Annotated in this window: 15 protein-coding genes; 3 read left to right on the top strand and 12 right to left on the bottom strand. The window is 45.5% G+C overall.

Going from position 1 to position 16,586, the window contains the following annotated elements; genetic code table 11:
* Positions 1-4 precede the first annotated feature (4 nt).
* Complete coding sequence (locus tag ST37_RS00245; RefSeq protein WP_084882375.1) at positions 5-841, top strand: LysR family transcriptional regulator; 837 nt, start codon at positions 5-7, stop codon at positions 839-841.
* Here ST37_RS00245 and ST37_RS00240 read toward each other — a convergent pair.
* The 3 genes from ST37_RS00240 to ST37_RS00230 all read right to left on the bottom strand — a co-directional run bounded on the left by ST37_RS00240 (position 838) and on the right by ST37_RS00230 (position 4,280).
* A complete protein-coding gene (locus ST37_RS00240) occupies positions 838-1,389 on the bottom strand; it encodes a hypothetical protein (RefSeq protein WP_084882373.1) in 552 nt (183 codons plus the stop codon). The genes ST37_RS00245 and ST37_RS00240 overlap by 4 nt on opposite strands.
* A 61-nt stretch (positions 1,390-1,450) precedes the next feature.
* Positions 1,451-3,229 carry an alkyl sulfatase dimerization domain-containing protein gene (locus tag ST37_RS00235; RefSeq protein ID WP_084882372.1) on the bottom strand — a complete coding sequence of 593 codons (1,779 nt, stop codon included), beginning with the start codon at positions 3,227-3,229 and terminating at the stop codon, positions 1,451-1,453.
* Between the two features lie 178 nt (positions 3,230-3,407).
* Positions 3,408-4,280, bottom strand: coding sequence for a LysR substrate-binding domain-containing protein (locus ST37_RS00230; protein WP_084882370.1), 873 nt, complete (start codon positions 4,278-4,280; stop codon positions 3,408-3,410).
* Between the two features lie 105 nt (positions 4,281-4,385).
* Between ST37_RS00230 and ST37_RS00225 the strand changes: the two genes are divergently transcribed.
* On the top strand, positions 4,386-5,660 hold the full coding sequence (locus ST37_RS00225; RefSeq protein WP_084882369.1) for an MFS transporter: 1,275 nt from the start codon (positions 4,386-4,388) through the stop codon (positions 5,658-5,660).
* Between the two features lie 7 nt (positions 5,661-5,667).
* Here ST37_RS00225 and ST37_RS00220 read toward each other — a convergent pair whose 3' ends face one another.
* The gene (locus ST37_RS00220) at positions 5,668-6,294 is read right to left on the bottom strand and encodes a histidine phosphatase family protein (RefSeq protein ID WP_084882367.1); all 627 of its coding nucleotides are present in this window, start codon (positions 6,292-6,294) and stop codon (positions 5,668-5,670) included.
* A gap of 258 nt (positions 6,295-6,552) precedes the next feature.
* Here ST37_RS00220 and ST37_RS00215 point away from each other — a divergent pair, with 258 nt between their 5' ends.
* Complete coding sequence (locus ST37_RS00215) at positions 6,553-7,491, top strand: VCBS repeat-containing protein (protein ID WP_084882365.1); 939 nt, start codon at positions 6,553-6,555, stop codon at positions 7,489-7,491.
* A gap of 344 nt (positions 7,492-7,835) precedes the next feature.
* Here the strand turns inward: ST37_RS00215 and ST37_RS00210 are convergent, their stop codons facing one another.
* From ST37_RS00210 to atzF, 8 genes are all read right to left on the bottom strand, one after another.
* Entirely contained in the window at positions 7,836-8,597 is a 762-nt protein-coding gene (locus ST37_RS00210) for an HAD-IIB family hydrolase (RefSeq protein WP_084882363.1), read from the bottom strand.
* Complete coding sequence (locus ST37_RS00205) at positions 8,594-9,376, bottom strand: endonuclease/exonuclease/phosphatase family protein (protein ID WP_084882362.1); 783 nt, start codon at positions 9,374-9,376, stop codon at positions 8,594-8,596. The genes ST37_RS00210 and ST37_RS00205 overlap by 4 nt, the downstream gene beginning before the upstream one ends.
* A gap of 1 nt (position 9,377) precedes the next feature.
* Positions 9,378-10,226, bottom strand: coding sequence for a carbohydrate ABC transporter permease (locus tag ST37_RS00200; protein ID WP_084882360.1), 849 nt, complete (start codon positions 10,224-10,226; stop codon positions 9,378-9,380).
* Positions 10,223-11,104: a sugar ABC transporter permease gene (locus ST37_RS00195; RefSeq protein WP_084882359.1), complete on the bottom strand. Its 882-nt coding sequence runs from the start codon at positions 11,102-11,104 to the stop codon at positions 10,223-10,225. Before ST37_RS00195 ends, ST37_RS00200 begins: the two co-directional genes overlap by 4 nt.
* A gap of 66 nt (positions 11,105-11,170) precedes the next feature.
* Complete coding sequence (locus ST37_RS00190; protein WP_084882357.1) at positions 11,171-12,460, bottom strand: ABC transporter substrate-binding protein; 1,290 nt, start codon at positions 12,458-12,460, stop codon at positions 11,171-11,173.
* Between the two features lie 22 nt (positions 12,461-12,482).
* Positions 12,483-13,502: an ABC transporter ATP-binding protein gene (locus tag ST37_RS00185; RefSeq protein WP_084882355.1), complete on the bottom strand. Its 1,020-nt coding sequence runs from the start codon at positions 13,500-13,502 to the stop codon at positions 12,483-12,485.
* Complete coding sequence (locus tag ST37_RS00180) at positions 13,499-14,260, bottom strand: DeoR/GlpR family DNA-binding transcription regulator (protein ID WP_084882353.1); 762 nt, start codon at positions 14,258-14,260, stop codon at positions 13,499-13,501. The genes ST37_RS00185 and ST37_RS00180 overlap by 4 nt, the downstream gene beginning before the upstream one ends.
* Positions 14,261-14,779: 519 nt before the next feature.
* The gene (gene atzF, locus ST37_RS00175) at positions 14,780-16,582 is read right to left on the bottom strand and encodes an allophanate hydrolase (RefSeq protein ID WP_084882352.1); all 1,803 of its coding nucleotides are present in this window, start codon (positions 16,580-16,582) and stop codon (positions 14,780-14,782) included.
* Positions 16,583-16,586 lie beyond the last annotated feature (4 nt).

The following is a 16,586-nucleotide window of genomic DNA, read 5'->3' as shown; positions in this document are numbered from 1 at the left end:
TATTATGAACTTAAACCTTCTGAAAATTTTTGTCACCGTCGAACAGCTTCAATCAATTTCACTGGCAGCGGAAGCCCTTAATATGTCCCAGCCTGCGGTGAGTCAATCGCTTAAAAAGCTTGAAACTCAGTTAGGGGAAAACATTTATGTTCGCAAGGGTAGAGGAATTGAGATTACTGAACGAGGTCGAGCAATAGCCAGTCAGTGCAGCCAAGGCATCGAGTTAATTGAGGGAGTATTTAACCAGTCTCGCACCTTATATGCCTATTGTGATGAATCGCTTCTCTACCAGTTAACGGGGATTAAAGGGTTGGTTTTTAAGCTTGTCCCCTTTGATCAAGAGAGCATTTTGGCTGACCTTCGTAGCCAAAGGATTGATCTCGCCATTAACCATGTGACGACAACCGACCCAAGTTTCATCGCTGAAGAGATATATAAAGAGCCTTTAGTGGTGATATGCAGAGAAGGACACCCCGATGTCGTCGACAAGCAGATTTCTTTCGAGCAGTATATGGAAGCTCAGCACATCGCCTATAAGCCAAAGAGAGACGGATTGCGACTCATCGAACTGGTAACCAATAAGCGACTGGAACACAGGGCTGAGGTTGTGGAGGTATCCTCCTCATCTTCAATGTGTATGCTCGCATCTCAGTCAGATTATTTTGGTGTTATTGGCGCGTCTCTAGCCAATCATTGGGCATCTAGACTAAACCTTCAAACTTTACCTATGCCAATGCCATACAAACATATTTCGGTACAGATGATATATCACCGCCGACACCTTCACGATCCAGTGCACAAAAAAATGCGAGACATTATCAAGTCTCGCTTACCTAATTAAGCTTTCTGTTGGTCGAACTTACACTTTATTTTATGAATAAAACGACATGTCTCATCACCTTCTGTAAGCAATGATTCAACCTCGACATAGTAATCACGATTTAGACTAGTACCGGTATTCAACTCCATCGCCAATATGATGTTACGACAAAAAGATCCACACCCTTGCCCCTTTGTTAATGCCATTAATTGGTCACATGCGGGACAGGATGTTTCAACCCGCACAGGATCTAGGTACTCATTTCGCTCCCAATGACCAGTGACGCCAAAAACTGGATCCTCAAAATCATGATAACGCCCAATAGAGCGAGGGCAAGACGGGTCGATTTTCATAACTCTGGCAATATAGTTGGCACGTAGCTGTCCATATTTTGTAAATGCAGGTATCCAAAAAGCCTCCCATCCTCTCTCCCCATGCTGTTGGTAAGTGCGATAAGCCAGTCTAATTAAGCCTTTGTTCACTGCTCTAACCACTGGCCTCAACCAAGCATGCTTTTGGGCTGAACTCATTGAAAAATGCAGCGCATGAGCAAACAGATTCACTCTCATTGTATTTCCTCTTAACCTCTCTTCACCCCAACATTTATGAGGATGAAGAGAGGTTTTTTGCTTAATCTAAATAGTCAAAAGTAGTTGGATAAAGTGGAATACTTCTATGTTCGTCAAATACCTCTAGCAGCATCAGTGCTTCACCAGACGCAATTTCGCTCGCAGACTTATTGCCTACGTAGTAATCAGCAAAGTCCTGTTTGGATACTTTCAACTCTACACCTTCCGACGATGGTTCGGCCGAGTATTCAGCAATTGAATTGCGGATTTCTAACGAACTCTTGTTACCTTCAATATTAAATATAAGTGTGCCTTGCAGCCCTTTCGCACGAGAAGGGTTCATTCGAGTTCTAAGGTAATTTACAGCCAAGTCAATTTCGCTGAGTACCCAATCGCGGCTTTGAGTTCCAGACAGCGTAATCTCGTCATTTCCTTCAAGGCTCATAGCGCCAGCTATATAAAAGTTACGCGCGATAAACCCTTCGCTGTTTTGACCCAATTTACGCAACGTATCTGCGAACAATTGTCGTGTTTGTTGGTCACTTGGTGAATTGAAATAGAGTGCCGACGCGAGTTCTTTTGCCCATAGATACTGCTGTGAATCCATGGCTTGCTGCCATTTATCACGTAAATTGTTTTCTCCACCGGCTAACTCAATCATTAGCTTTGCTTTTTCGGTATCAGGCAAGTTATGAATGGTATGAGGATGACCTGAAAAATAACCATGATTGTGGGTAGGGAAAGCTTCTGGGAATGTCTCAAATTGCCCATAGCTATTATTTACGTAGTGACTTTCCATAATCGACTCAGGAAGAACCATGTGGTGCTTAAGCTGATCAGCGGCAACGCCCATATTAGTCAGTCGAATCGCCTGATCATAAGTAAAGTTGCGCGCATCTAACACGGCGTTAATATTTCTCTTAATATTCTCTTTACCAACTAACGCTTTTGCACCAGCTCCTACAGTTAGGACGTATTCTGGCTCTAGGTCGCGAATATCCCTTAGCCCTTGAGACCAGGTACTAGGATCGCGATACGCATCACCTCGCAAGGTATACATGTTTGATGCTGGCCATACTACATTATCAATCACCATCTCATATTCTGGAATATAGAAAGTAACGGTATCCTTAGTATCGGTGACATGGTGATAACCTATAATTTCCAGTCCACCAATCGTGATTGATTGACCATCTTCTAAGGTGTGGGTTGCTGGCAAAAAGGCACTTTCATGGCCTAGTTCTACTTTCAATGGTACTGCCGAAGCGTCTGGACCACTCTTTGGATTAGCATTTCCGTAATGTATTTTTGCGCGACTTGCGAGATGAGGTTGCATTTCATCAATTGCGGCATTCGCTTGCCCATCGCCAGAGCGGGCTTGAACAATTTGATTTAAGTCTGGGTGAGCCACAATCACTGCGTCATCACCATCAAGCAGTGTTCCGGTTCCTGCAACATAGTGATTGTGATCGTACAACACGCCAATGACAGGTTTATCGCTAATGTTCTTACGAATATAATCACGGTATTTCGCACCATCCGCTGCACTTTCACCCGTACTGGCGATGATAAGACCTTCGTCTAACTCAATGACTACTGGTGTGTATGCTTCCCCTTCCAGAAAATAGACGTTATCTGTAATCTGTTGATGTTTAGTTTCGTTACCCATGCGACTAACAGGCGCAAGTTTTGTCACTGCGGTAATATTAGCAATGGACCCATTGGGCAGTTCAGCTACTGTATTGGGAGTGGGATTTCCATTATAGTGATCCCACTGGACAGTAGCTGAAGAGTAGCTGGTAATAGATAGCAAGCTTAATGCAATGAGAGACTTCTTCATCATCAATTCCTAATTGTTTTCTGGTCAAATCACCATGACAGCAATCTTAATCAGCGCTCTGACAACAAAAAACACATCAAAAATATATCGGATATAAGAAATACTTATATATTGGTCTTACACCTTTACTGCCTTAATGCGAGTCGAAGGAATCAGGAACCTCCAGTGAAGAACGAACTCACACATACCGCTTCACAAACTCAATAAACGTGCGGTCTGCCTTCGACAGGTATCCTTGCTTTCTCCAAGCAAGTGAGAGGTTCAATGTAATGGGTTGTTTAAACGGGATCCCAACCACGTCTTTTTCATGCTCTGTGACCAGGTTCAATAATGCAGTGATCGCAAATTCTTGCTTAACGATGGAAAGGATCATTGGCAGCAAGTTAGTTTCAAATGCGATTTTGGAGTCGAGTTGATACTTTTGTGAGGTGGCATCAATAAAATCACGATGGAAATAGCCGGATTTGAACATGATCAGCTCTTGAGCAAAAAATTCTTGGTAGGAAATTGACGCTTGGTTGGCAAGCGGGTGCTGCTTTCCAACTACGGCGAGCATTTCAGAACTCAATAGGTGGTCGGTTTCCAAATCTTCCGGTACATTTTGATGATTAATGACACCAATATCCAGTTCACCATTTAGCAGCATCTTACGAATAGACGCAGTACCCGCATCGATTATGGTGAGCTTTAAGTTGGGAAACTGGCTTTTGAACGCCATTACCACTTGTGGGAAAAAGTAACAGCCCATCATACTGGGTGCCCCTAATCGCACCTCTCCTTTGTCTAGCCCTTTTAACTCATTCATAGCGAGTTGAGCGTCTTCAAACTGCTGAGTGATCCTTTTAGCATGCTCAAACAACACTTTGCCTTCTTCGGTTAAGGTGATCGACTTCTCTCCACGTCGAAACAAAACCAGCTCAAGCGTTTGCTCCAGCTTTTTAATGGAAATACTCAGCGCTGGCTGTGCAATGTGGAGCGCTTTAGCCGCTTGTGTGAAGCTGCCAAACTGAGCAACCGCTAAAAAATGGCGCAATGATTTTGATTCGAGCATGGCAATATAATTTATATATGGATTTGATAGTTTTAATATATTTCTTTAATCAATCTTAAGCTGATAAGTTGTTCACAAATCGCATACTCACATAGGCTCAGCGCCATGATTGACAAAGGTAGCCCCCAATACAAACGAATCACGCAGTCACTTGCGATTGGCTCGTTCATCATATTTTGCAATCTCTATCTTTTTCAGCCTATTTTGCCTTATATGGCGGTTCAATTTGCCGTTTCTGAAACCCAAATAAATTGGCTCTTTGCCGCGACGACTCTTGGCATATCCATCAGCTTGGTGCCTTGGGCAATTGCCTCTGAAACCTTTGGGCGCAAACCCATTATCCTGCTCAGTCTTTTTGCTATTCCAGTCATCGGATTGAGTATGGTATTTACCACCACACTACTACAGCTTGTTATTGCTCGAGCACTGATGGGTATTGCGGTCGCCGCATTTGCTGGGGTTGCGGTCGCTTATATGGTCGAGGAGCTAACACCAAGAGCGTTCGCTGTGGCGATTGGTGGCTATATTGCAGCCAATTCATTGGGCGGTATTTTTGGACGCATTTTGGGTGGTGTGCTCACCGATTATTTTGATTGGCGCAACACCGTTCTGGTTTTTGTGGTGGGGTCTTTGATTGGGGCGCTGTTTATCGCTTTTACACTACCGAAGCAATACAGCTTTACACCGCAAAAAAGGATGCTCACTCATCACAACCGCTCTGTGTTACTACACTTACAAAACCGCACACTTTGGCTAGCCATGCTAATTGGTGGCGCAAACTTTGCGCTGTTTGTTAACCTCTATTCGGTAATGGGGTTTAGACTGGTCTCAGAGCCGCACTCGCTCCCAGTGGGCCTGGCTTCGCTCATTTTCTTATGCTATTTGGCAGGTACCATCAGTTCAAAGCTGACCAACCAATGGGTACAACGTCATGATCCTTTGAGCGGCATCTTACTCGGTGCTTGTGTTAGCCTAAGTGGCATGTTGATCTCAGGTTCGGAGTACATACCATTGATGCTGGCTGGTTTACTGCTGATCAGCGGCGGTGCATTTTTTGCCCATACGTTGGCGTACTCATGGGTAAGCCAACAAGCGACCACAGCCAAAGCTACCGCGACAGCGCTGTACCTAGTCCACTACTACATCGGCGGCAGTCTTGGGGGATTCTTACTGCTCTACTGCTGGCAAAGTTTTGGATGGTATGGCGTGATGGCAGGTGCGTCTTTGCTTTACCTTGCCATTTTCATTTGGATCCATCAGATAAAACAACATCAGCTGAAGACGTCTGAAAATAAAATGACCGTATCAAAAAACATAGTCAATGTTTGTGACCAACAACTAAGGGATCATGTAACGAATCAACTGCAGAAAGGGCCCTAGCCGTACTTTATGTGGTTAAGTGATTCAATTGCTTAACGAGCCAAACATCGGTTGTTGGGTAGTAGACCAGATCTATAAAACTGAGATCGCCAAGCGCAAAAATCACACTAGGCGTGTTGGCGGTGGGTTTTATGCCAAGTGCTGCGCTCACTGCAGCGTTGATCATTTTACCATGTGAGACGATCAGCACCTTTGAATGACCACTGCGCAGTATGTGCTGCAGTGCGAGTAAACTTCGGCAATGAAGCTCTACTTCAGACTCGCCATCTGATGCGCTTTTGATGTACGCCTCATATGGGTTCACGAAGCTAGCTTTTGGGAAACGCTTATCGGCATCGGCGAAGGTTAACCCAGCAATAGATCCATTGTCTTTCTCCTGCCAGTTAACCCCAACGTCCAACGGCAAATTAAGACCATTGGCAATGATGGACGCAGCGCTCATCGCACGTTGAAGCGGGCTAGATACAACGGTGTCAAACGAGCGACCTTCTTCTTGCCAGTGTGCCAATCGTCGCTTGGTTTGCTCAACACCCACCTCTGTTAGTGGCGAATCATATCGCCCTTCGCAACGTTTCTCATCATCCGCGAGCGAGCGTCCGTGTCGCAGCAGTGTTATCTCTATTGGTTGACTCATCTCATACCATTTCAGCGTTAAGAAAATATAAAACTCTACTTACTAACAGTACTTTGTCGCGCAATTTTCGGTCAAATCAATAGGCGACATTTGTGAGAAAGTTTCATGACCGAATTAACAAGAACTCGAAATATCAGGTATGGTAAACCCTATATTACTGTGGCCGCTATCAACAAATTACCTTGGATAGCTAAGATTTGGATTGGCAGGCATTTGTATAGTGTGAAAACCCCATCGATTTATAAAAGGAAAGCAAGGATGCGACTTTTTAAACACGGCACTAATTGTCGACACATCATTAATCGCCATCAAAGCACATTTTGGATGTTTTTGGGGTTTATACCACTGTACTTTATTATCGCTGCTACCACTGCTCATGCGTCGACTGACAGTGGTTCGACAACTTTTCCAGATAACCCTGTTAAGGTTGAAGGCAACGTACTAGAGTTTTTAGCCAACAACTTTGCGCAACTTCCAGAGAACCAGGTCACCACGAACAACGATGCCTCCGTCTATGCGCTATACGCGCAGCCAACCACGCGGTATCGACACGGGATTTTAGGTGACTCTACTGAAGCGCAGCAGCTAGTAGTGATTCAAGATGGCATGGCTTACACACATACCCTAACTGAAAACTATGTATATGAAGACATTCAGCCTCGCCTATTTGATGTAGACAATGACGGTAAGCCTGAAATCATTACCATTAGAACGCACCTAAATAATGGTGCTGGGGTCATGATCTATAAAATCGTGGATAATGTGCTGAGTGAATACGCTTGGGTTAAAGAAATAGGCATAGCCAATCGCTGGCTTAACATTGTTGCGAGCTATGATTTAGACAGCGATGGCATCGTAGAACTGGCCTGGATCCAGACACCACATATCGGCGGAGTGCTCAAAGTTGCCGACATTAAAGCCGGAGAGCTAGTTGTACTTGATGCATTATCAGGCTACAGCAATCATGCTATTGGAGAGCGCAATCTCTGTTTATCGGTGGTGACTAAAACTGAAAATGGCGTGGTCTTTTACGCCCCTTCGCAGAACCGCCGCCAAATTGCCGGATTTAGGCTCTCGGATAAGTCCATCAAAAAGGTAAACACTAATCAGCAAACTGTGGACTTTTCAATCCCTCTGCTGTCGCAACATGATTTCAGTGACAAGGTTTTAAAGGACGGCTTTTGTACTGGGTTGTAGGTTTAAGTATGTGCAGGATCTGCTTAGCTTAAGCGCGCATTTTGATCGCATACTTGAATGGACGCGATTGCAGTGACTTCGCATGCGTTGTCTTTGTGCGCCAACTTGAGAGCAAGATTTTGGGTTAAGAGCGTAAACAGGCTCACGGCCTTGGTTAGTGGGGTCATTGGCTCAATGGATAGAAAGCATTGCTACCAGATCTGTATTAGGAGGTTCAATGCATTCCAAAATAACCTAATTGGCCTTAGTAACTAGGATGACAATTCTGGCCAGTCTAACTGACCATCACTCACTTACTATCTACATTTACTAGCTACTTATAAACCCTAGTAAACCACGATGAACTACCGCAAAAGCCCATCAACCCACTCACTAAACCCAGCGCCGCCAGGCAATGACATTATCTGTTGAGGTTTGTGGTGTAATTTGTCGTAGAAAGGTGCGATGTTTGCAACCGCTGCCGTATTAGTAAAATACCCAAACATAGCGTCGTCGTTAAGTGAATCTCCGATATAGGCACAATGTTGTTTAATTTGCGGTTCCGTCCATTGTGGCCGATGTCTCGCTAACCACTGTAAGGCACCCTGTTTCTTGTCATGTTGACCTAGCCAAACGTTAATATGAATTGAACTTGCTGTGGCTTTAAATCCATTGGCGTGGATAAAGTCTAAAGCCGCTTGGATTTCAGCATCGCTCGACCCCTTACGCTGCTGATTGTAGTCAATGGCCAAATCGTAGCGGCGATAAGTATTGTCCTGAGCCAACGCTAGTTTAGGGAACATTGCTAAGACTTGAGAGGCAATGTCGGTAAGTCGGCGGTGATGATCGCGTCGTTGACTCTCTTGCTGAGTCTCAATATAGCGCAGTCCTGCCTCATTGCGTTCAATGCAAAATGCTCCGTTCTCTCCTATTACCGCAGAAACCGGCCACAAACGAGCCATCTGATCACACCAACCGGCACAAGCGCCAGTCACAGGTATAACCTCAATGTTGGCATCGCGCAGTTTGTACAGCGCAATCAAAGTATCAACGGGTAACTCTCCATGTAGGGTTAACGTGTCATCGACATCAGTAAAAATTATCTTGGGTGGAATATTGGTTGTCATAAGTTTTCTATATGTAAAACGATAGGTTGATGGTCAGATAAAGTGGTTTGTGCGTCTGTCTCCACTTTTGCACCTAGCGCGTAATTGTTGGTAAAAAAATAGTCACGTCGATCGGCACCATGCTTCCACTGCTTAATATCAAAAATGCCGCAAGTGGGTTGTGGTTTGTTTGCGGCCAAATCTCGCCAATGTCGTTTACTGGCAAATAGCTGCTGATATTGTTCCGTACTATCTGCAATATTAAAGTCACCGCAAACAATGGTGTCGATGGGCAAAGCACGCGGCATATACAAACCCTCGGTCGCCTTACTCGGGTATTGTTGGAGGGTTTTTGCCACGGCAACAATGGCTTCAATTTGCTGAACTTGGGCGCGCCTATGCTGTTCACAAAAATACTCTAGATGACAGGTGAGAACTCGAACAGCCTTTTCTTGATAGGCAACAACAAGCTCCCCTACTGAACGCGGCATGTGTTGCTCTGCCTGGGTAGGCGATGGCAACAAACTGTGTGCACGCCACTGTATTGATGTACCTTTTAGTGCACCGATTGCGTTGCCAAACTCCGTCCACTGACCATTGTGGGAGTAGCTCAATGACGGAGCGAAATGCCATTGATAATCGGGTAATGCTCGTTCAATCGACGCAATATAAACATCGTCAACTTCTTGCAGAGCAATCACTTCGGCTTTTTGCTGCGCTATATATTGGTGCTGCTGAGAGGCTTTATCTTCTCCATAAGCATCTACACCATTTTGCACGTTCCAACTGACAATACGCATATTATTTGAGCCCCGCGTTCATAAAAGATTGCATAAATTGACGCTGGAAAAGAAAGAACATCGCCAGTAAAGGGGCAATGGCAATTAGCGTTCCTGCACTCAGAACGCCCCAGTCCACACCGACCTCAGGAGATCCAAACAGTGCCAAGCCCACGGTAATCGGTCGACTGCTTTCGGTATTGGTGACAATGAGCGGCCACAAAAAGTTGTTCCAGTGATAGCTCAACGACACTAGTGCGTAAGCGAGATAGGTAGGTTTTGCCAATGGTACATACACTTTGCAAAGAATGGCTATGCGACTCAAACCTTCGACACGCGCCGCATCTTCTAATTCCTGCGGTACTTGCATAAAGGTTTGGCGCAGTAAAAATATGCCAAACGCGCTCGCAATATAGGGCAATGCAATACCTAAGTAAGTATCAATAGCGCCAAATTTAGCCACCATTTGATAGTTCTCGACCACTAACGCTTCTGGCATTACCATAAGTTGAATAAGCACTAGCGCAAAGACCAATCCACGACCTCTAAACTCTATCCGAGCCAGCGCAAACGCTGCAAGCGTACAGACAATTATTTGAAAAAACAGCAGCAATGTGACGGTTGCGAACGTGTTCCAAATATAGCGAATAAAAGGAGCAACTTGCCACGCCTGACTAAAGTTTTCTAATGACCATTTACTCGAGAAATCTAAGTAGATCGCATCCGATCCTGTGTGAAATGCCGCCCAAACCATATAGAGCAGTGGCAATACCCACAGCACGCCTACAAACCATGCGCCCAATAAGCTCAATGCGTGATTCACTTTTAACCAGTGCTGCGGCGAGTAAGACAGTTCAGTCGTGGTATTCATCGGTAGTGGACTCGCTTACGGCTTAATAGGAATTGGATAGCAGAGCACCCAGCCAAAATCACCAGTAACACCATGGTGAGTAGCGCGGCATACTCGCGATCAAAATAGGCGAACGCAGTTTCATAGATGTAGTAGAGCAACAATGTACTGGCGTTGTTTGGACCACCTTTGGTTAAAATAAATAGATGATCAACGACCTTAAAGGCATTAATAACCGCATTAATAAACACAAACAGCGTCGTTGGGCCTAACAGTGGAAGGATGAAGCGTCGCAGACGATAGAAATAGCTTGGCGATTCGATCCTAGCGGCGTCATTCAACTCTTTTGGAATCGCTTGCAATGCTGCGAGATAAAAGATCATAAAAAAGCCAGCTTCTTTCCAAATCGCGAGCAATATTATGGCGCCTAGTGCGGTATTTGGATCCCCCAGCCAGTTCAATCCTTCAATTCCAAACATTGCCAATACTCGATTAAACAAACCGATGTTTGGTGAATAGAAAAACAGCCAAATATTCGCCGCGGCCACCATTGGCAGCATGGTTGGTAAAAAATAACAGAGTCTTAAAAACCCTCGGCCAACAAACTTTTCATTGACCCACAGCGCCATAATAAGCGCAAGTCCCATAGACACTGGAACGGTCACAATGCCGTACCAAAAGTTATTGACCAGTGCTTTCCAAAATACGGGGTCTTGCTTGAGGTCGGCCAAGTTATCCATCAAAACTAAGCCTGTGTCATTGCTGTAGGAGCTAGTAAACACGCTGCTGTAAAACGAATTAAACGCTGGAAAATAGGTAAAGCAGCTTAGCAATACCAACGCGGGCAATAGCAGCAACCAAGCCAATCCTGAATTTGACGATAATAGAGAACGAAGCATAAGAGTTATCTGTGTGAGCAATGCGCTGATACAATTGATCTATCAGCGCATTGGTTTTACTTGAACTTAACCGCGATTAGCGCGACGTAGGATTCGCTCTGCTTGAGACTGAGCAGAATCCAGTGCTTCTTGTGCACTGCTTTGGCCTGTAAGCGTAGATTGAATCGCATCATCTAGTACACGACGTACTCGCCCTGCTTCATAGGTGGCTAATTCAGCAGTAGCCACTTTAAGCTGGTCACGAGCTACCAAGGCTTGTGGCAGTTTTTCAGCATGAGCGGTCATCTCTGGCGTATCATAAGCCGCTTGACTGACACCAACGTAACCGGTGGCAATACTCCATTGAGCGCTGCGCTCTGGCGCGGTCATAAACTTAACCAACTCGTAAGCGGCTTGTTGCTCTGACTCACTGCCGCTATTGAGCAGGTAGAAGTTACCGCCACCTGTTGGAGAACCCGGTTCGATATGAGCAGGCAACTGAGCCACACCTACATCAAAACTGGCGCTGTCCATGACGGCCGTTAAGTTGCCTGTTGAGTGCCACATCATCGCCGTTTTTTGCTCTAAGAACTCTTGACGAAGTGTCCCCCACTCAATGGTTCCCTCAGGCATCACCTTATGTTTGCTGCCTAAATCACGCCAGTACTGTAATGCCTCAACCATAGGCTCGGAGTTAAAGTTAACTTGGGTACCCTCGCTGTTCATTAACGTCTCGCCTTGCTGCTTTGACAGCGCACCAAACATCCAATAAGGGTAGCCCGTCGAAGGGATCATTAAGCCCCAACGTTCAACATCACCGTTCGCCGATTTCTTGGTTAATTTACCCGCAACCTCAGCCATCTCATCCCATGTTGTAGGCGGTTGGTCTGGATTAATGCCAGCATCACGGAACGCATCCTTGTTGTAATACATGACGATGGTCGAACGCTGGAATGGAATGCCATAGGTTTTCCCGTCTAACTGACCATTTGCCATCAGTGCAGGGTAAAAGCTTTCTAACCACTGCTGATCTTGATCCGTCTTAACAAAGTCATCAAATGGACGAATCACTCCATCATTTTTTAGCGCCAGCAAATCAATAGAAAACATCACCGACGTTTGTACTGATTCACCTGCATTCAGTGCTGCCATCGCTTTTACACGGGTATCGTTATAGTTACCGGCGTAAATCGCGTTAACATTCACATTTGGGTTATTCGATTCAAAATCGTCAATCATGCCATCAACCACTTTCGTTAATGGGCCACCGACTGCAACGGGGTAATACATAGTAAGGTCAACTTGCTCTGCACTTACATTAGCTGCGGCAAATGATGCGACCACCCCTAGTAACGTAAGCTTGGTATTAAGTTTCATTTGATTATTCTCCGTAATAAAATCAGTTAATTGCCATCTTTTCTCTAATCAAAGAAGGCTGAATAGCAGCGTGAGTTTTACTGCAAAATTGGTGTTGATCTTCAGGATTCCAATCAATTAATACTGATTGGTCGGGTGTAAACTGTTGCCAGCGCTCAACTTTGACCAGAACGTCGCAATCGTTGTGCAAGCGGACTTTTAGTAAGGTGCTGTCGCCGTGATAATCGGTATGAATGACACGTCCAGATATTCCTTTTTGCCCCAACACGATATCCTCTGGTCGCACACCTATCAGGTCGTCGACGCTAGGTAACGAAAACACATTCATGGCAGGAGAGCCGATGAATCTTGCGGTAAACGTATTATTGGGATGGTTATACAGCTCTTGTGGCGTGCCAACTTGCTGAATTTGGCCTTCGTTGAGTAATACGATTCGATCCGCCATCGACATCGCTTCCACTTGGTCATGCGTTACATAAATCAGTGTCAGTCCAAGTGATTGCTGAAGTTCTCGGATCTCTGCTCTCATCTCAGCTCTGAGCTTTGCATCAAGATTAGAAAGAGGCTCATCCATCAAGCAAATTGGATGCTGGCTAACAATTGCTCGTGCTAGTGCAACGCGCTGGCGCTGACCACCGCTAAGTTGACCAGGTAACTTGTCTTGCTGATCGGTAAGCGACACCAGGTACAGAGCGTCTTTTAAGCGCTCATCCCTTTCACGCTTAGAGACTCGGCGTGCTTTTAGACCAAACAAAATATTCTCTTTTACCGACAGATGCGGAAACAAGGCATAAGATTGAAACACCATTGAGATATGACGCTGTGAAGGCGAGAACTGAGTGATGTTACAACCGTCAATAGAGATGTTTCCTGCACTTGGCGGCTCCAGCCCTGCGAGTATTCTCAATAGCGTTGACTTGCCGCATCCTGATGGGCCTAACAGGGCAATAAACTCGCCTTTTTTAACCTGCAAGCTCACATTATTAATTGCGCTAAACTCGCCAAATTGTTTGTTGAGTTGTTCGATGTTCAAATAGCTCATGCCGCATTCCCCACACAATGAAGCTGTACCTGATGGGACTGACACAGCAGAGAAAGCTGCTGCGATTGGCAATCTGTATAAAGAGTGTCGATAAAGGAAAGAGTGGAGATACTGACACTGGCATTTCGCTGATACTTACTTGAGTCGGCAAGTAATACGGTTTTTCGGCTATTCTTTAACATTGTTTTTGTTAACTCCCCTTCATCAAACTGAAACTCGAGCAGTTCACCTTCGCCTGAAATACCGCCGATCCCTAACACGGCGACATCGGCTCTAAATGATTGAAAGAAGTTTTGGGTTTGAATTCCGCTGACATCTCTGTGTTGGTGGCGTAACCGCCCCCCCGCAACCCACACATCAATATTGGGCATTTGGGTCAAATAAGAGACTGCATCCAGATTGTTGGTAACAACGGTTAGAGAGATATCCTTAGGTAAGCTTTTGGCAAATAAGGCCGCCGTAGAGCCGTAGCTTAGAAAGACCGTATTGCCGGATTGAACTTCCTGGCGTGCCTGCTCGCATATTTGCTGCTTCACTTGCTTGTTGGTCACAGCGCGTTTACGAATGGATAGATTATCTCTGGCAGGAGGTAAGGTGATCCCACCATGTTGCTTGCGAGCTAAACCAGACTCACACAAAGCATTAATGTCACGTCTAATGGTTTGAGAGGTCACGTCAAAAACAGTTGCTAACTCTTCAGTAAGCAGACTGCCTTGTTGGTTTAACTGCTCCAAAATTTTCTGTTGACGCAATTCCATATCTTCATTTGAACCTTGAAAACTTTCATACGAAGATAGTGATCCACTATTTCAGTTTGGTGGCAGTTCTATGATTAAAGCGTTAACAAACCGTGACACTAATAATCGATACAGGGCTTGTGACGATACTAATTACGGTGACCTGTCTAACAAGCTTATTCTCAATCAAAGGTTGGAGACACGCCAGCACAAGAATGTTCATTTGAAAATCGCTGTACATAGATAGCGGCGCAACCTCAGCTGAACTGCTCCCCCATATACGTCAAGTATTCCAGTCTTAAGGTACGTTAATAGGCACATATCCATTGAGTGAGTAATAAGCTGCTCACGACGCGACATCCTGCTCAGCCTAGTACTAACACAGTAAAGCTGCTTATCTATTTGTCTCTTAACTTCCCATAAAAAAAGCCGCTAAAACAAATCAGCGGCTTTTACTTCTAGAAATTTGGTTTGGGGTTGGTAATGTTGAGCTTTAATCGTGGTTCCACGGTCTATCAACCAGCGTACACGCGCTACTAATTAAGCACTTTGAGCCAAAAATTTCCGCCACCCTCCTAAGTGTGTGATCTCTTTTGCACCTACAAGCCCTATTGACTCACAGATAAAGCCTTTAACCCATTCACCCGATTCCAGTTCAACGGTTCCTAAGCCCAGAGGGTGTGGGATCTGTGCCAATAAAGCGCCCACTTTGTTTTTTGGCATTCGCCACACTTCCACTGCAATGGCTTGGCCATTTTCTTCGTTTCGAACCAAACCCGGTCTCAAAGGTGGTCCTCCAGCTAAGCAGTAAAGCGAGTAATTGCTGGATGTGAGAGTACTTTGTTTCAAGTTGGCGCCCAGTTCAATCATTTGATGATTCAGCGCCAAGTCCTTCATATGCGCTCCGCAGACCAACAAATCCATGGTTTCTACGTTAGGTAAACTGCGACCTGTCGCGCCCAGAGGCAAATTCATTATTTGCTCCCAGTGATGGGCAAGCGACAACAGCGACTCATCGTTAAAGGCGTGGCTAAACAAGGTCACACCAAAAGGCAGCCCCGTTTGGGTGAAACCTGCTGGCATAGCCAGTGCACTGTAATCAAGCAAGTTCATAAAGTTAGTGTAGTAACCAAGATTTGAGTTTAGCTCGATTGGATTCGCCTCAACGTCATCAATGGTATAGATGGTTCCTGCGGTTGGAGTTAACACAACATCGACGCTCGCCATTAAGCGATCGCATTGCACCTTGTAAGCTTGCAGTTGATACATCGCTTTGTACGCCTCGCTGGCCAAGAGTGATTTGGCCCCTCCCACTATGGTTTGGATCACCTCTAGGCACTCAGCGCCCTTTTGCTGGTAAAACTCTTCAATCGCAGCATAACGCTCGGCTACCCAAGGACCTTGATACAGCAAACTAGCGGCGTTTTGAAAGGACTCAAAATCGAAAGGGATCACCGTTGCGCCAAGTGATTCAACGCGTGCTACGGCTTGGGCATAAAGCTTCTTGTATTCCTCGTCACCAAAGAACTGCAGATGTTTCTCGGTTAAGACACCTACTCGAGTCCCTTTAAAAGAGTGCGGTTGCGATTGAGACGGTTGCTCTACCGGGCGGGCGTAACAATCATCACTGTCATACTGTGCGCCCACCTTGTACAACAGTGCGAGGTCTTGCGAACATTTGGCAAAAAAGGTTACGCAATCCAAGGTTCTACATGCGGGCACTACGCCACTGCAGCTAACCACACCTTTGGTTGGCTTTAATCCATACAAATTATTAAATGCCGCTGGCACGCGCCCAGAGCCGGCTGTATCGGTACCCAACGAAAAATAAACCTGCTCAGTAGCCACTGTTACTGCGCTGCCAGAACTTGAGCCACCCGAAATATACTGAGGATCAAAGCTATTGCTGACCGCTCCCCAAGGGCTTCTCGTTCCCACTAAGCCGGTGGCAAATTGGTCTAGGTTGGTCTTACCCAGTGGCACGGCTCCAGCGGCAATAAGCACCTTAACGATAAACGCCGACTCTTTCGGTTGATATCGATAGGCGTCACAGCCCGCGGTCGTTTCCAGTCCTTCGAGATCGATGTTGTCCTTGATGGCGAAAGGAACCCCATATAAGGGAAGATCGCTAGCATCTCGTTGAGATAATCGAGCCAGATAATCATCGAGCTGCTCATCAGAGATCACCGCAAGCCACGCATTCGATGACTCAGTGCGAATACGATCCAGCTTGTTTTTCAAATAAGCTTTCGGCTCTAGAGCACCTTGTCGATAGGCCTCCACAAGCGATTGAATTGTCGTAGGTTCAGCAGATGTTGTTGGCTTATTTAATTCTATATTCATTTCT

The organism is Vibrio sp. qd031, assembly GCF_002100145.1.
GTDB lineage: Bacteria > Pseudomonadota > Gammaproteobacteria > Enterobacterales > Vibrionaceae > Vibrio.
This window is presented reverse-complemented; position numbering and strand designations above follow the sequence as displayed.

What these genes read in the sequence shown, in the direction of transcription:
- ST37_RS00180 (WP_084882353.1), bottom strand. Translation starts at nt 14,260, where the DNA reads ATGGAATTGCGTCAACAGAAAATTTTGGAGCAGTTAAACCAACAAGGC.
- ST37_RS00190 (WP_084882357.1), bottom strand. Translation starts at nt 12,460, where the DNA reads ATGAAACTTAATACCAAGCTTACGTTACTAGGGGTGGTCGCATCATTT.
- atzF (WP_084882352.1), bottom strand. Translation starts at nt 16,582, where the DNA reads ATGAATATAGAATTAAATAAGCCAACAACATCTGCTGAACCTACGACA.
- ST37_RS00240 (WP_084882373.1), bottom strand. Translation starts at nt 1,389, where the DNA reads ATGAGAGTGAATCTGTTTGCTCATGCGCTGCATTTTTCAATGAGTTCA.
- ST37_RS00215 (WP_084882365.1), top strand. Translation starts at nt 6,553, where the DNA reads ATGCGACTTTTTAAACACGGCACTAATTGTCGACACATCATTAATCGC.
- ST37_RS00205 (WP_084882362.1), bottom strand. Translation starts at nt 9,376, where the DNA reads ATGCGTATTGTCAGTTGGAACGTGCAAAATGGTGTAGATGCTTATGGA.
- ST37_RS00225 (WP_084882369.1), top strand. Translation starts at nt 4,386, where the DNA reads ATGATTGACAAAGGTAGCCCCCAATACAAACGAATCACGCAGTCACTT.
- ST37_RS00230 (WP_084882370.1), bottom strand. Translation starts at nt 4,280, where the DNA reads ATGCTCGAATCAAAATCATTGCGCCATTTTTTAGCGGTTGCTCAGTTT.
- ST37_RS00195 (WP_084882359.1), bottom strand. Translation starts at nt 11,104, where the DNA reads ATGCTTCGTTCTCTATTATCGTCAAATTCAGGATTGGCTTGGTTGCTG.
- ST37_RS00235 (WP_084882372.1), bottom strand. Translation starts at nt 3,229, where the DNA reads ATGAAGAAGTCTCTCATTGCATTAAGCTTGCTATCTATTACCAGCTAC.
- ST37_RS00200 (WP_084882360.1), bottom strand. Translation starts at nt 10,226, where the DNA reads ATGAATACCACGACTGAACTGTCTTACTCGCCGCAGCACTGGTTAAAA.
- ST37_RS00210 (WP_084882363.1), bottom strand. Translation starts at nt 8,597, where the DNA reads ATGACAACCAATATTCCACCCAAGATAATTTTTACTGATGTCGATGAC.
- ST37_RS00220 (WP_084882367.1), bottom strand. Translation starts at nt 6,294, where the DNA reads ATGAGTCAACCAATAGAGATAACACTGCTGCGACACGGACGCTCGCTC.
- ST37_RS00245 (WP_084882375.1), top strand. Translation starts at nt 5, where the DNA reads ATGAACTTAAACCTTCTGAAAATTTTTGTCACCGTCGAACAGCTTCAA.
- ST37_RS00185 (WP_084882355.1), bottom strand. Translation starts at nt 13,502, where the DNA reads ATGAGCTATTTGAACATCGAACAACTCAACAAACAATTTGGCGAGTTT.